The 14,922-nt window shown below is 69.9% G+C and carries 11 protein-coding genes and 1 tRNA gene; 6 read left to right on the forward strand and 6 right to left on the reverse strand.

The window, feature by feature from the left end:
- Positions 1–2: 2 nt before the first annotated feature.
- Together M4V62_RS08510 and M4V62_RS08515 are read right to left on the reverse strand one after the other, a co-directional pair.
- A complete protein-coding gene (locus tag M4V62_RS08510) occupies positions 3–2,216 on the reverse strand; it encodes an MMPL family transporter (RefSeq protein ID WP_249586625.1) in 2,214 nt (737 codons plus the stop codon).
- Between the two features lie 209 nt (positions 2,217–2,425).
- Positions 2,426–2,923, reverse strand: a complete 498-nt coding sequence (locus M4V62_RS08515; RefSeq protein WP_249586626.1) for a MarR family winged helix-turn-helix transcriptional regulator — start codon at positions 2,921–2,923, stop codon at positions 2,426–2,428.
- 18 nt (positions 2,924–2,941) lie between these two features.
- On the opposite strand from M4V62_RS08515, the gene M4V62_RS08520 reads away from it, so the two are divergent.
- From M4V62_RS08520 to M4V62_RS08530, 3 genes are all read left to right on the forward strand, one after another.
- A complete protein-coding gene (locus M4V62_RS08520) occupies positions 2,942–4,531 on the forward strand; it encodes an MFS transporter (RefSeq protein ID WP_425575033.1) in 1,590 nt (529 codons plus the stop codon).
- Between the two features lie 330 nt (positions 4,532–4,861).
- Positions 4,862–5,134 carry a hypothetical protein gene (locus M4V62_RS08525; protein WP_249586628.1) on the forward strand — a complete coding sequence of 91 codons (273 nt, stop codon included), beginning with the start codon at positions 4,862–4,864 and terminating at the stop codon, positions 5,132–5,134.
- Positions 5,135–5,201: 67 nt separating this feature from the next.
- Positions 5,202–6,377, forward strand: a complete 1,176-nt coding sequence (locus M4V62_RS08530) for a N(5)-(carboxyethyl)ornithine synthase (RefSeq protein WP_249586629.1) — start codon at positions 5,202–5,204, stop codon at positions 6,375–6,377.
- A gap of 93 nt (positions 6,378–6,470) precedes the next feature.
- Here the strand turns inward: M4V62_RS08530 and M4V62_RS08535 are convergent.
- A tRNA-Leu gene (locus M4V62_RS08535) sits at positions 6,471–6,555 on the reverse strand.
- A gap of 140 nt (positions 6,556–6,695) precedes the next feature.
- On the opposite strand from M4V62_RS08535, the gene M4V62_RS08540 reads away from it, so the two are divergent.
- The gene (locus M4V62_RS08540) at positions 6,696–8,030 is read left to right on the forward strand and encodes a DUF2254 domain-containing protein (RefSeq protein ID WP_249586630.1); all 1,335 of its coding nucleotides are present in this window, start codon (positions 6,696–6,698) and stop codon (positions 8,028–8,030) included.
- A gap of 27 nt (positions 8,031–8,057) precedes the next feature.
- Here M4V62_RS08540 and M4V62_RS08545 read toward each other — a convergent pair whose 3' ends face one another.
- The 3 genes from M4V62_RS08545 to sucC all read right to left on the reverse strand — a co-directional run bounded on the left by M4V62_RS08545 (position 8,058) and on the right by sucC (position 11,769).
- Entirely contained in the window at positions 8,058–9,611 is a 1,554-nt protein-coding gene (locus M4V62_RS08545) for an aldehyde dehydrogenase family protein (RefSeq protein ID WP_249586631.1), read from the reverse strand.
- 128 nt (positions 9,612–9,739) lie between these two features.
- Positions 9,740–10,618, reverse strand: a complete 879-nt coding sequence (gene sucD / locus M4V62_RS08550; protein ID WP_249586632.1) for a succinate--CoA ligase subunit alpha — start codon at positions 10,616–10,618, stop codon at positions 9,740–9,742.
- Between the two features lie 11 nt (positions 10,619–10,629).
- Positions 10,630–11,769 (reverse strand): ADP-forming succinate--CoA ligase subunit beta, encoded by a 1,140-nt coding sequence (sucC, locus tag M4V62_RS08555; RefSeq protein WP_249586633.1) that lies wholly within the window; start codon positions 11,767–11,769, stop codon positions 10,630–10,632.
- A gap of 211 nt (positions 11,770–11,980) precedes the next feature.
- Between sucC and M4V62_RS08560 the strand changes: the two genes are divergently transcribed.
- Together M4V62_RS08560 and frc are read left to right on the forward strand one after the other, a co-directional pair.
- Positions 11,981–13,675: a thiamine pyrophosphate-binding protein gene (locus M4V62_RS08560; RefSeq protein ID WP_249586634.1), complete on the forward strand. Its 1,695-nt coding sequence runs from the start codon at positions 11,981–11,983 to the stop codon at positions 13,673–13,675.
- 12 nt (positions 13,676–13,687) lie between these two features.
- Positions 13,688–14,920 (forward strand): formyl-CoA transferase, encoded by a 1,233-nt coding sequence (gene frc / locus M4V62_RS08565; protein ID WP_249586635.1) that lies wholly within the window; start codon positions 13,688–13,690, stop codon positions 14,918–14,920.
- Positions 14,921–14,922: the final 2 nt, after the last annotated feature.

Consider the following 14,922-nt stretch of genomic DNA (forward strand, 5'->3'; position numbering starts at 1 on the left):
TGTCAGACGCGTATCGACTCGCGGTCGGCCGTGTCGTCCTGGACAGGAAGGCCCGCGGCCCGCCGGCCGAGCGCCTCGCCCTCCACGTCGACGCGGGGCAGCAGCCGGTCCAGTGGGCGCGGCAGCCACCACGCCGCCTTGCCGAGCAGGGCGAGGACGGCGGGGACGAGCGCCATGCGGACGACGAACGCGTCGAACAGGACGGCCACCGCGAGGCCGAAGCCGATCGTCTTGATCATTGATTCACCGGCACCGATGAACCCGGAGAACACGGCCATCATGATCAGCGCGGCGGCCACCACGACGCGGGCGCTGTACCTGAAGCCGCTGACGACGGCCTGACCCGGCCGGTCGCCATGGACGTACGCCTCGCGCATCCGCGCGACGAGGAACACCTCGTAGTCCATGGCGAGTCCGAAGACGATGCCCACCAGGAAGATCGGCATCATGCTCATGATCGGCCCGGTCTGCTCGACGCCGAGGAGTTCGGCGCCCCAGCCCCACTGGAAGACCGCGACGACCGAGCCGAGGGCGGCGCCGACCGACAGAAGGAAGCCGAGTGCCGCCTTGACGGGCACGAGGACGGAGCGGAAGACCACCATCAGGAGCAGCACGGCAAGGCCCACCACGACGGCGAGGTACGGGAGGAGGGCGTCCTGGACCTTCTGCGCCATGTCGATGTTCATGGCGGTGGAGCCGGTGACCTCGAAGGTGGCTCCCTGGGTGGTGGATTCGACCGCGGGGCGGTCGTCGCGGATGGTGTGGACGAGGTCCTTGGTCTTCTGGTCGGTGGGGGCGTCGGCCGGGACGGCGGTGAACATCGCGGTGTCTCCGGCGGGGTTGAACTGCGCCGCCGACACCGAGACGACCCCCTTCGTGGCACCGATCCGCTGCTCGACCTTGGCCACCGCCGCCTTCGGATCGGCCGCGCGCTCGGCGTCGACGACGATGGTCAGCGGTCCGTTGAAGCCGGGGCCGAAGCCGTCGGCCAGCGCGTCATAGGCGCGGCGTTCCGTGGTCGAGGTGGGTTTGGCCTCGTCTCCCGGCATGCCGAGCTGGAGGTCGAGCACGGGCAGGGCGAGCGCGCCCAGGCCCGCGACCGAGGCGAGGAGCACGGGGACGGGGCGGCGCAGGACGAACCGGGCCCAGCGGCTGCCGCCGTTGCGCTCGCCGTTCCCCTTCTCCCTGCCGCGCCTGCGGATGGAGCGGGAGAGGACGGCGTTCGGCCAGAGGCCGAGCAGGGCGGGGACGAGGGTGAGCGCGATGACGACGGAGATGACGACCGCCCCGGCTGCGGCAAGTCCCATCTTGGTCAGCATCGGGATGCCGACCACCGAGAGGCCCGCCAGCGCGATGACGACCGTGAGCCCCGCGAAGACGACGGCGGAACCGGCCGTGCCCGCGGCCAGGCCCGCCGCCTCCTGGGGCGCGTGCCCCTTGGCCCGCTCCTCCCGGTAGCGGGAGACGATGAACAGGGCGTAGTCGATGCCGCACGCGAGGCCGAGCATCGTGGCGAGGGTGCCGGTCGTCGCGGAGAGACCGAGGGCGCTGCCCAGGGCCAGGATCGAGGCCATGCTGACGCCGACGCCGATGATCGCGGTGAGCAGCGGAAGCCCGGCCGCGGCCAGCGAGCCGAAGGTGATCAGCAGGACGACGGCCGCGATGGCGACACCGATGCCCTCGGCGGCACCGCCCGCCGCGGGCTGACTCGCGAGGGCGTTTCCGCCCGCCTCGACGGTCAGGCCCGCGTCCCGGGCCTCGTCCATGGCGTTCCCGAGCGTCGTCTTGCTCTGGTCCGTGAGGTCGTCGGCCTTCACTCCGTACGTGATCGTCGCGTACGCCGTCGAGGCGTCCTTGCTCACCGCACGCGACGTGAACGGGTCGGCGGCGCGGGCGACTTGGGGACCGTCGGCCGCCTCGTCCACGAACTTCTCGACGGCCGCGCGGTTCTCGGTCGCCGTGACCTTCTGTCCGTCCGGGGCGGTGAAGACGATCCGCGCGCTCGCACCGTCGGCCGCGGCCCCGGGGAAGCGCTGTTCCATCAGGTCGAACGCCTCCTGGGACTCTATGCCCGGCATGGAGTTGCCCTCGTCGGGGGCGGCGGGCGCCGTGACAGCGCCGAGGCCGACGGCACCGAGGACCGCCGCCCACAGCAGGGCGACGTACCAACGCCGCCGGAAGGCCAGACGGCCAAGGCGATAGAGAAGAGTAGCCACGGGCAGAGGTCTCCAGATCTGGTCTCGGGTACCTCCACAGGCTCTCGGGAAACGGGGGTCCGGTCGTCGTGCGCCTGATGACAATCCGGCGTACTGACCTGGCAGTACACGCCCTCGCGACCTCATCCGCGGGGAGTACGTCCGCCCCTACGGACCGGAGCGGCGCGGACCGGAGCGGCGTGGATCGGAACGGCGCGCACCGGAGCGGTTCAGGGGCGCGGCCAGGGGTGTCCTTCCAGGCGCTCGATGTCGCTGTTGAAGCGCTGCAGGAAGCCGGCGAACGTCGCCACGTCCTGCGCCGACCAGCTGTCCAGTACCTTCTCCAGGCCCTGGGTGTACTCGGAGCGGTCGGCGTCGAGTTGCCGCGCCCCCTCGGCGGAGATGCGGAACTTGCGGGCCATGCCGCCGTCGGGGTCGGGGATGCGCTCGACGAGCCCGCCGCGCAGCATCGCCGCGGTCTGCCGGTTGAGGGTGGAGGCGTCGAGGCCGAAGGCGTCGGTGAGCTGGCCGATGGACATCGGGCCGTCCATCTGGATGCGGCTGAGCAGGATGTACGCGCTGCGGTCGAGGCGCCCGCCGGAGGAGCGTGTGCGGGGGTTGAACAGGTGCGAGTGACGTCCTAGCAGCATCGTCTCGAACTCGACCTGCCCGACGGGCTTGTCCTTGCTTCCAACAGGCTTGTCGATGCGACGACCGGATGTGTCCATGGAGCCATCGTACTAGGCATGTGCATCATGCATGCTCTATGTATAGTGCAAATCGCGATGGCCGTCAGGTCACGCGATCATCCGGCAGCCGCCCGGAAGTCGTCCGGGGGCCGTCCGGCAGAACCAAGGGAGAAGCCAGTGGTCAGCTCGAAGCCCGATGTACGCCCTGGGCGCGTCGTCGGGGTACTCGCTCTCGCGGGCATCGTGGCCGCGATCATGCAGACGCTGGTGGTGCCCCTAATCGGCGACCTGCCCGTCATGCTCGACACCAGCCCGTCGAACGCCTCCTGGGTGGTCACGGCCACGCTGCTCTCGGCGGCGGTGGCGACGCCCGTGGCCGGGCGGCTCGGCGACATGTACGGCAAGCGGCGCATGCTGCTCGTCTCCGTGCTCCCGCTCGTCGCGGGTTCGGTGGTCTGCGCGCTTGCCTCATCCGTGGTGCCGATGATCGTCGGCCGCGGCCTCCAGGGCCTGGGCATGGGCGTGGTGCCGCTCGGCGTCAGCCTCCTGCGCGACGTGCTGCCGCCGGAGAAGCTCGGCTCCTCCATCGCCCTGATGAGCGCGTCCATGGGTGTGGGCGGCGCGCTCGGCCTGCCCTTCTCCGCGGCCGTCGCCGAGAACGCGAGCTGGCGCGTGCTGTTCTGGGTCGCCGCCGCCCTGAGCCTCCTGGTCGCCCTCCTCGCCTGGCTGTTCGTGCCCGCGGGACGGGTAGGCACCGGCTCGGTCCGCTTCGACGTACTGGGCGCGATCGGCCTGGGCAGCGGTCTCATCTGCCTGCTGCTCGCCGTGTCCAAGGGCTCCGACTGGGGCTGGACGAGCGGCACCACGCTCGGCCTTTTCGCCGCCGCCGTCGTCGTCCTGCTGGCCTGGGGCCGGTGGGAGCTGCGCAGCAGCGAGCCGCTGGTCGACCTGCGCGTCACCGCCCGCCCGCAGGTCCTGATGACCAACGCGGCCTCGGTGCTCGTCGGCTTCGCGATGTACGCCCAGTCGCTGGTCGTCCCGCAGCTGCTCCAGCTGCCCGAGGCCACCGGCTACGGCCTGGGCCAGTCGATGATGGCCATGGGCCTGTGGATGGCACCCGCGGGCCTGATGATGATGGCCCTCGCACCGCTCGGCGCCAAGCTCTCGGCGGCCCGCGGCCCCAAGGTGACGCTGTCGGTCGGAGCCCTGGTCATCTCTCTCGGCTACGGCTCCTCCCTGCTCCTGATGGGTTCGACCTGGGGCCTGCTGGTCGTGACGCTCATCTGCAACACGGGCGTCGGCCTCGCGTACGGAGCCATGCCCGCCCTGATCATGGGCGCGGTGCCGCAGTCGGCGACCGCGTCGGCCAACAGCTTCAACACCCTGATGCGCTCGATCGGCAGCTCCGCGGCGGCGGCCGTGATCGGCGTGGTCCTGGCCCAGATGACGACGGACTTCGGCGGCCACTTCCTGCCGTCGGAGAACGGCTTCCGGGCCGCCATGCTGATGGGCTGCGGGGTGGGCCTCGCGGCGGCGGTGGTCGCGGCGTTCATTCCCGTACGGGAGGCGGAGGCCGGTTCCCAAGCGCCCGAGACGGACCCCGAGACGGACATCGAACCGCGCCCGGCGTCCGAGGCCACGGCCTGACCCACCACGGGCACGCGCCTGCCGACAGACAGGGGCGCGTGCCCTCACCTCTTGGGCGGCTCTTGGGCGGGCCCGGGCGGGGTACGGTTACAGCACCGAGCGCACCTCGCACGCCGTCATCCGTTTCGGCGTCGCCCTCGGGGAACGGCAATGCCGGAGCACTCTTGTCCGGCCAGAAATGAGCCGCCCCATGCTGCCCTGCTCGAACTGTCGCGCCACCGTACGTATTCCGTCGCGCGCCCCGCAGTAGCCGCACTCCTCGTTCCCGGGGCTTCTCGAGGAACTCCGGCACCTCACACGCCCTCGACCGATCAAGAGGATGCGGGACGCATGTATTCACAGGACTCGATCTCCGGGCGCCGACGCGGTCGCTCCGAACCGACCGCCGAGATGCTCTCCGGCCTTGCCTGCTCCGTGTGCGGCGCCGACTTCCGCCAGGCGCACGACGGTGAGGAGGCGGTGGTCTCCCACCGCGACGACAAGCAACTGCTCGCCTGCCACGGGACGTGCGCACGGATGGCCACCGGGTCGGTCACCGGCCTGGACGAGCCTCCCCTTCCCCTGGCCGAGCGCATGCGCAGGCACGTGCCCCCGCCCCCGTAGGACGCGGCGGCGACAACAAGAACAACTAGAACAACACGAACAACAACAACTCAATGACAGGAAGTTCATGGGCCTGAAGAGTCTGGGAGTGCTCGCCTCCTCGCACAAGGAGAACGAGTTCCGGCTGCCGCTGCACCCCGGCCACCTCCACCGGATCCCCTCGGACGTACGCGAGAAGATCTTCCTCGAAGAGGGCTACGGCAGGCGGTTCGGCATCGACGACGAGGCGCTGCGCCCTCTTGTCGCCGGGCTGCACCCCCGCGAGCGGCTTCTCGCCGAGTGCGACATCGTGACGCTGCCCAAGCCGATGCACGAGGACGTCGCCGGGCTGCGCGAGGGACAGGTCCTGTGGGGATGGCCGCACTGCGTCCAGGACGAGAAGATGACGCAGATCGCCATCGACCGACGGCTGACCCTCATCGCCTGGGAGGCCATGAATCACTGGACGTCCACGGGCGCCTTCAGCGTCCACGTGTTCCACAAGAACAACGAACTCGCCGGCTACTGCTCGGTGTTGCACGCCCTGCAGCTCGGGGGCCTGACGGGAAGCTACGGGCGACGCCTGCGTGCGGTGGTCATCAGCTTCGGCGCCACGGCGCGCGGAGCGGTCACCGGCCTGGGCGCGATGGGGGTCTCCGACGTCACGGTGCTCACCCAGCGCGCCGCCGCGGCGGTGGCCTCACCGATGCCGTCGGTCGTGATGGGCCATTTCGCGGAGCAGGAGGGCGATCCTTCCCGCCTCCAGGCCCTCACCGAACCCCGTGCCATGCCGCTCGCGGAGTACCTCGCCGGGTTCGACATCATCGTCAACTGCATACGGCAGGACACCGACGCGCCGCTGATGTTCGTCACCGACCAGGAACTCGCCCTGTTCCGGCCGGGGACCTTCTTCATCGACGTCTCCTGCGACGAGGGCATGGGCTTCGAATGGGCCCGTCCGACGACCTTCGGCGAGCCGATGCACCTGGTGGGACCGGGCTGCCACTACTACGGGGTGGATCACAGCCCGTCGCATCTGTGGAACTCCGCCACGTGGGAGAACAGCGACGCGCTCCTCCCCTACCTGCGCAAGGTCATGGCCGGCCCCGCGTCGTGGGAGACCGACGCCACGATCAAGAACGCCATCGAGATCCAGGACGGCGTGATCCTGAACCCGAAGATCCTCTCGTTCCAGCACCGGGCGGCCGCCTACCCCCACACCGCCGAGATCCCGGCGTCGCACGCCTCCGCACAGCCGGCCTGACGCCTCCTGGCCGCGTGGGGCTGAAGAGCGACCACGAAAACGTGGACGGTGCTGACCGAGACTCGGTCAGCACCGTCCACGTACTTCATCTTGTGTCCGAGGGGGGACTTGAACCCCCACGCCCGATAAAGGGCACTAGCACCTCAAGCTAGCGCGTCTGCCATTCCGCCACCCGGACTAGGTGTCTGCCGTTCGCGGGGTGTTCCCCGCGGCGACATGGACAACAATACCAAGCTTTCGGAGTGCCTTTCACCTGCATATCCGCACGCCGCCGGGGCGATGCCCGGCGGCCCGCACCGCCGCATCTACAGTCTCACCATGAGTGACGGGCTGATTACTGGAGTGCTCGGTGACGCGAAGGTGCGGCGGCCTCGGCTGCTGTCCCCGTTGCGCGAGCATCTGCGGGACACCATGTGGTTCGCGCCGACCGCGGGGCTCGTGGGGGCCATGGTGTTGTGGGTGGCCGCTGCGGAGCTGGACAGCCAGATCGTGGCGGCGGCGCAGGAGGACGGGGACTACGACACCATCAAGAGCCTGATGCAGATCGCCGAGGACACCAAGGTGGTGATCAGCACCATCGGCTCGGCGATGATGACCTTCATCGGCGTCGTCTTCAGCATCTCGCTGGTGGCCGTGCAGATGGCCAGCGGGCAGTTCAGCCCGCGGGTGGTGCGGCTGTACGTCCGATCGCGGATCACCAAGATCACGCTCACCGTGTTCCTCGCGACGTTCCTCTTCTCCCTGATGACGCTGACGTCGTTCGACAGCGAGAGCGATCCGCGCCTGCTGACGAATGTGCCGCTGATCGAGTCGATCCTGGCCATGGCGATGGTCTTCCTGAGCCTGCTCCTGTTCGTCGCGTACGTGAACGGCACCCTGCGCATGATGCGGATCAGCTTCGTCATCGACCGGATCGCCCGGGAGTCGTTCCGCGTGGCCGTGAAGCACCCGCCCGAAGGCGCGGTGGACGACGAGCGCCTCGGACCCGCGACCGCACGGATCACCCACCAGGGACGCGCCGGAGTGCTGCGGGACGTGCACATCGCCCGGGTGGTGCGGGCCGCGAGGCGGCACGGCGTGGTGCTGCGGCTGCTGCCGCGCATCGGGGACTTCGTGGTGCCGGGGACCCCGGTGTTCACCGTGCACGGCGGGGCGGCGCCGTCACGGAGCGCGCTGCGGTACACGTTCTCCGTGGGTGTGGAGCGCACCTTCCACCAAGACCTCGGCTTCGGTCTTCGCCAGCTCGCCGACATCGCCCTGCGGGCCCTGTCCCCCGCGGTGAACGACCCGACCACCGCCGTGCAGGCCCTGGACCGCATCATCCAGATCCTGGCGTCGGTGGCCGGGTATCCACTGGGCGCCCTGCGCCACCGCGACCGGCGCGGGGTGGTGCGGATGGTGCAGCCCGTGCCGGACTGGACGGCCCTGGTGGATCTCGGGTTCGCCGAGATCCGGGGGTGCGCGGTCGGCAATCCGCAGGTCATCCGGCGCATGCTGGCCGGCCTCGACGATCTGCTACGGCTCGCGCCCGAGAAGCGCAGGGAGCCGCTCCTGCGCCACCGCGAGCTGCTCGCGCAGGCGGTGGAGCGTACGGTTCCGGAGGCCGCGGACCGTGCCTTCGCGCTGCTGCCCGACCGGCAGGGCATCGGCTAGGCACCCGATCCCCTGCCGCAACCGGGCTCACGCCATCAGGTGATAGCTCGGGAAGTTCCCCGGCGGCCGCTCCATCGCCGGGCCGTGCGTGACCGCCCGCACCAGCAGTTCACCGCCGACGAACGCGCCGCGCCAGGACGCGCCGAAGCCGCCGAACAGCTCGTCCCTGTCACCGCGCGAGCGCGGTTTCCCGTGGCCCACCTTGAAGGCGCGGATCTGCGGGGCGAGTCGGTCGTACGTCGCGGTGTCGTCGGTCGACAGCGTGGCGACCAGTGCTCCGTTCGACGCGTTCATGGCGGCGAGCAGCTCTGCCTCCGTGTCGACCAGGACGATGGTGTCGACCGGGCCGAACGGCTCCGCGTGGTGCAGCGGCGACGACGGGGGCGGATTGAGGAGCGTCACGGGGTGGACGTACGCGTCCGTGTCCTGGCCCGGCAGGAAGCGGTCCGCCGCGGGAGCGCCGCGGTAAAGCGGCACGGCGCCGCGGTCGATCGCCTCCGTCACCTGGTCGCCGAGCTCCTTGGCCTTGGCCGCGTTGATCAGTGGCCCGAAGTCCAGTTGCGGGAACGGGTCTTCGGCGTGCTCGACCGCCAGGGGGTGGCCGACACGGAGGGTGCGCACGGCGGGGAGGTAGGCGGCGAGGAACTCGTCGAAGAGGCCCCGCTGGACGACGAAGCGCGGGTACGCCGTGCAGCGCTGCTTGCCGTAGTCGAAGAGCTTGGGGATGACGGCGCTGAGCGCGTCCCAGTCGCTGTAGTTCCAGATGCCCCAGGTGTTGAGTCCTTCCTGTTCCAGGATGTGCCGCTTGCCGAGGTCGGCGACGGCGGTGGCGACGGCCGCGCCCGTGTCACGTCCGCCGACGAAGGAGACGCAGCCGATCTCCGGTGCGCGGACCAGCGCTTCGGACAGCTCTCCCCCGCTGCCGCTCACGAGGGTGACGGGGATCCCTTCGCGGGCGGCCAGGGCGCACGCCAGGGTCAGACAGGCGACGCCGCCGTCGGTCGGGGTCTTGGCGATGACCGCGTTGCCCGCGAGTGCCTGTACCAACACCGCGTGAACGAGCACGCTCATCGGGTAGTTCCAGCTGGCGATGTTGGACACCGGACCGTCCAGCGGGGTCCGGCCCTCCACCATCGGCTCGATGCCCTCCACGTACCAGCGCACGCCGTCGATGGCCCGGTCGACATCGGCCTGGGCGAGCCGCCAGGGCTTGCCGATCTCCCAGACCAGGAGCAGGGCGAGCAGTTCGCGGTGTTCGGTGAGGGCGTCGAGGGTGGCGGCGACGCGTGCGCGCCGCTCCTCCAGCGCGACGTGGCGCCAGGCCCGGTGCTGGTCGAGCGAGGCGCGTACGGCCTGGTGGGCGGTGGCGGCGTCGAGGCGCGGCGGGCCCGCGATGGGGCTGCCGTCGACGGGGGACGTGGCGGGCAGGGTCCGGCCGTCCGCCTGCCAGGTCCCGTTCCAGAGGTTGAGGACGCGGTCGTCGCGGAAGGCCTCGGGCGCGACGGCGAGGCAGCGCCGCCAGGCGTCGGCCCAGGCCGTACCGGCTTTGAGGACAAGGGGGTTGGTGAGGGTGGGTGCCATTCGGTGTCTCCGCTCACGGTGCACAGTCGGGGCGGGGGTGCATGGCTCGCGCGGCGCCGCTCGGTTCGCGGTCCGCGTGTGTGCTGGGGGACGCTAGTGCAGTCAGGGCCCGTCACCTATGAGTGACATCACTCCCCCATCCGGTTCAGAACGAGGCGGGCCGTCTCCGTCGGGGTGGCGCCGACTCGCACCCCCGCGGCCTCCAGCGCCTCCTGCTTGGCGCGCGCGGTGCCGGAGGAGCCCGAGACGATGGCTCCCGCGTGCCCCATGGTCTTGCCTTCGGGGGCGGTGAAGCCGGCGATGTAGGCGACGACGGGTTTGGTGACGGACCGTTGGATGTAGGCGGCCGCGCGTTCCTCCGCGTCGCCGCCGATCTCACCGATGAGGACGATCAGTTCGGTGTCGGGGTCGTCCTCGAAGGCGGCGAGGCAGTCGATGTGCGTGGTGCCGACGACGGGGTCGCCGCCGATGCCGACGCAGGTGGAGAAGCCGATGTCGCGCAGCTCGTACATGAGTTGGTAGGTGAGGGTGCCGGACTTCGAGACCAGGCCGATGCGCCCGGACTTGGTGATGTCGGCGGGGATGATGCCCGCGTTGGCCTGTCCCGGGGTGATGAGGCCGGGGCAGTTGGGGCCGATGACGCGGGTGCCGCGCTCCTTGGCGTACGCGTGGAAGGCGACGGAGTCGTGCACGGGGATGCCCTCCGTGATGACCACCGCGAGGCCGATCCCGGCGTCGGCGGCCTCGGTGACCGCCGCCTTGCAGAAGGCGGGTGGCACGAAGACCACGGTGACGTCGGCACCCGTGGCCTTGATCCCGTCGCGTACGGACCCGAAGACGGGGACGGCGCGGTCGTCGAAGTCGACGATGCGGCCGGCCTTGCGGGGGTTGACGCCGCCCACGACGTCCGTGCCCGCCGCGAGCATGCGGCGGGTGTGCTTCATGCCCTCGGCCCCGGTCATGCCCTGGACGAGGACCTTGCTCTCCTTGGTGAGATAGATCGCCATGTCCCGGCTCCTTAGGCTGCGTTGGTGTGACCGGCGAGTTCGGCGGCGCGGCGCGCGGCGCCGTCCATGGTGGTGGCCTGCTGGACGAGGGGGTGGGCGCGCTCGTCGAGGATGGCGCGGCCGCGGACGGCGTTGTTGCCGTCGAGTCGGACGACGAGCGGCTTGGTCAACTGGACCGATTCCAGGGCCTGGACGATGCCGTCGGCGACGGCGTCGCATGCCGTGATGCCGCCGAAGACGTTGACGAAGACGGATGTGACGGCGGGGTCGGAGAGGATGACGGAGAGGCCGTCGGCCATGATCTGGGCGGAGGCGCCGCCTCCGATGTCGAGGAAGTTCGCGGGGCGCGCGCCGCAGCCCGCGACCACGTCGAGGGTGGACATGACGAGGCCCGCGCCGTTGCCGATGATGCCGACCTCGCCGTCGAGCTTCACGTAGTTGAGGCCCTTGGACGCGGCCGCCGACTCCAGCGGGTCGTCGTGCGCGGAGTCGTCGGCGCCCCAGCGCGCCTGGCGGAATCGGGCGTTGTCGTCCAGGGTGACCTTGCCGTCGAGGGCGAGGATCTCTCCCTGGGCGGTACGGACGAGGGGGTTCACCTCGACGAGGAGCGCGTCCTCGCGGATCAGCACCTGCCACAGCTTGACCAGGACGTCCGCGGTCGCTTCGGGAAGTCCCGCCGCTGCGGCGATCTCGGCCGCCTTCGTCTGGTCCACTCCTGCCGCCGGGTCGATCTCCACGCGCGCGACGGCCTCCGGGCGTCTCGCCGCCACCTCCTCGATCTCCATACCGCCCTCGGCCGACGCGATGGCGAGGAAGCGGCCCGCCGCGCGGTCCAGTACGTACGAGACGTAGAACTCGCTGTCGATCTCGACGGGTTGGGCCAGCATCACCTTGTGCACGGTGTGGCCCTTGATGTCCATGCCGAGGATCTGGCGTGCCGTGATCTCGGCGGCGGCCGGGTCGGCGGCGACCTTGACGCCGCCCGCCTTGCCGCGTCCGCCGGTCTTCACCTGGGCCTTGACGACGACGCGGCCGCCCAGGCGTCCGGCGCCCGCGCGTGCCTCCTTCGCCGTGTCGGCGACCTCTGCTTGCGGCACCAAGATGCCGTATTCCTCGAAGAGTTCCCTTGCCTGGTGCTCGAACAGGTCCATTCCGGCTCCTGACCGCTGTGTCGATCCGGGGAGCGACCCCCGGACCCCCGAAAAGTGCCGCACGCCCCCTGGACACCACCCACCGGATGCGGGATAACAAGCTTCATACAGTATTCGTCGACTGTATGCAATCTACCGCGAGAGCACCTCCGAGCAGCGTGTGAGCGTGTGTGAGCGCTCCAACTCCCCTACGAAGGGACAGGACTTCGCCATGCCCGACGGCAGCAGCGACACGAACCAGACCCACATCTCCGGTGGGCACCTGGTCGCCAAGGCACTCAAAGCAGAGGGTGTGGAGGTCATCTACACCCTGTGCGGCGGCCACATCATCGACATCTACGACGGCTGCGTCGACGAGGGGATCGATGTCGTCGACGTACGCCACGAGCAGGTCGCCGCCCACGCGGCCGACGGCTACGCGCGCCTCACCGGAAAGCCGGGATGCGCCGTGGTGACGGCGGGGCCGGGAACCACCGACGCCGTCACGGGCGTCGCGAACGCCTTCCGCGCGGAGTCCCCCATGCTGCTGATCGGCGGCCAGGGAGCCCACACCCAGCACAAGATGGGGTCACTTCAAGACCTTCCGCACGTCGACATGATGACGCCGATCACCAAGTTCGCCGCGACCGTGCCGGACACGGCGCGCGCCGCGGACATGGTGTCGATGGCGTTCCGCGAGTGCTACCACGGCGCTCCAGGACCCTCCTTCCTGGAGATACCGCGCGATGTGCTCGACGCCAAGGTGCCGGTGGACAAGGCCCGGGTGCCGCAGGCAGGGCAGTATCGCGCCTCCACGCGCTCGGCCGGCGATCCAGAAGCCATCGAGAAGCTCGCCGACCTGCTCGTGCACGCGGAGAAGCCCGCGATCCTGCTCGGCAGCCAGGTGTGGACGACGCGCGGCACCGCGTCCGCCATCGAGCTCGTGCGGACCCTGAACGTGCCCGCCTACATGAACGGCGCGGGCCGCGGCACCCTGCCGCCCGGGGACCCGCACCACTTCCAGCTCTCACGGCGGTACGCCTTCTCCAACGCCGACCTCATCGTCATCGTGGGGACGCCCTTCGACTTCCGCATGGGCTACGGCAAGCGGCTCTCCCCGGACGCCACCGTCGTACAGATCGACCTCGACTACCGCACCGTCGGCAAGAACAGGGACATCGACCTGGGCATCGTCGGTGACGCGGGACTGATCCTGAAGTCGGTCACCGAGGCGGCGTCAGGACGGCTCAACGGAGGCGCGTCCAAGCGCAAGGAGTGGATCGACGAGCTGCGCGCCGCCGAGCAGACGGCCATCGAGAAGCGGCTGCCGAACCTCAAGTCCGACGCCTCGCCCATCCACCCGTACCGCCTCGTCAGCGAAATCAACGACTTCCTTACCGAAGACTCGATCTACATCGGCGACGGCGGCGACATCGTCACCTTCTCCGGTCAGGTCGTACAGCCCAAGTCGCCCGGCCACTGGATGGACCCGGGCCCGCTCGGCACGCTCGGCGTCGGCATCCCCTTCGTGCTCGCCGCCAAGCAGGCGCGGCCCGACAAGGAGGTGGTGGCCCTCTTCGGAGACGGCGCCTTCTCGCTGACCGGGTGGGACTTCGAGACGCTCGTCCGCTACAACCTGCCCTTCGTCGGGATCGTCGGCAACAACTCCTCGATGAACCAGATCCGTTACGGCCAGAAGGCCAAGTACGGCGAGGAGCGCCAGCGGATCGGCAACACCCTCGGTGACGTCCACTACGACAAGTTCGCCCAGATGCTGGGCGGTTATGGCGAAGAGGTCCGCGACCCCGCCGACATCGGCCCCGCGCTCCAGCGGGCCCGCGAGTCCGGCAAGCCCTCGCTCATCAACGTATGGGTCGATCCGGACGCGTACGCCCCCGGAACCATGAACCAGACCATGTACAAGTGAGGAGCCCGCGCGATGACGACCAAGGCTCTTGAGGGCGTACGCGTCCTCGACATGACACACGTCCAGTCCGGGCCCTCCGCCACCCAGCTGCTCGCCTGGCTCGGTGCGGACGTGGTGAAGCTGGAGGCGCCCTCCGGGGACATCACGCGCAAGCAGTTGCGTGATCTCCCGGACGTCGACTCGCTCTACTTCACGATGCTCAACTGCAACAAGCGGAGCATCACCCTCAACACCAAGACCGAGCGCGGCAAGGAGCTCCTCACCGAGCTGATCCGCCGCTCCGACGTGATGGTCGAGAACTTCGGCCCCGGCGCCGTGGACCGGATGGGCTTCACCTGGGAGCGCATCCAGGAGATCAACCCGCGGATCGTCTACGCCTCGATCAAGGGCTTCGGAGACGGCCCCTACACCAACTTCAAGGCCTACGAAGTGGTGGCGCAGGCCATGGGCGGCTCCATGTCGACCACGGGCTTCGAGGACGGTCCGCCGCTCGCCACGGGCGCCCAGATCGGTGACTCCGGGACCGGCATCCACGCCGTGGCCGGGATTCTCGCCGCCCTCTTCCAGAGGGAGAACACCGGTCGCGGGCAGCGCGTGAACGTGGCCATGCAGCACGCCGTGCTCAACCTGTGCCGGGTCAAACTGCGCGACCAGCAGCGCCTGGCGCACGGGCCGCTCGCCGAGTACCCGAACGAGGACTTCGGGGACGAGGTGCCGCGCTCGGGCAACGCGTCCGGCGGCGGTCAGCCCGGCTGGGCGGTCAAGTGCGCGCCGGGCGGACCGAACGACTACGTGTACGTCATCGTGCAGCCCGTGGGCTGGCAGCCGCTCACCGAGCTGATCGGGCGTCCCGAACTCGCGCAGGACCCCGAGTGGGCCTCTCCGGAGTCGCGGCTCCCCAAGCTCGGCAAGATGTTCCAGCTGATCGAGGAGTGGTCCTCCACGCTCCCCAAGTGGGAGGTCCTGGAGCGGCTCAACGCCCACAACATCCCGTGCGGCCCGATCCTCTCCACCAAGGAGATCATCGAGGACGCCTCGCTGGCCGCCAACGAGATGGTCGTCGAGGTCGCGCACCCGCAGCGCGGCTCCTTCACCACGGTCGGCTCCCCGCTGAAGCTGTCGGACTCCCCCGTGAACGTGGTCAGTTCGCCGCTCCTCGGCGAGCACAACGCGGAGGTCTTCGTCGGTGAGCTCGGCCTCGGCGACGAGGAACTGCGCCTGCTCAAGTCGAACGGAGTGATCTGAGT

Source organism: Streptomyces durmitorensis, from assembly GCF_023498005.1.
Lineage (GTDB): Bacteria > Actinomycetota > Actinomycetes > Streptomycetales > Streptomycetaceae > Streptomyces > Streptomyces durmitorensis.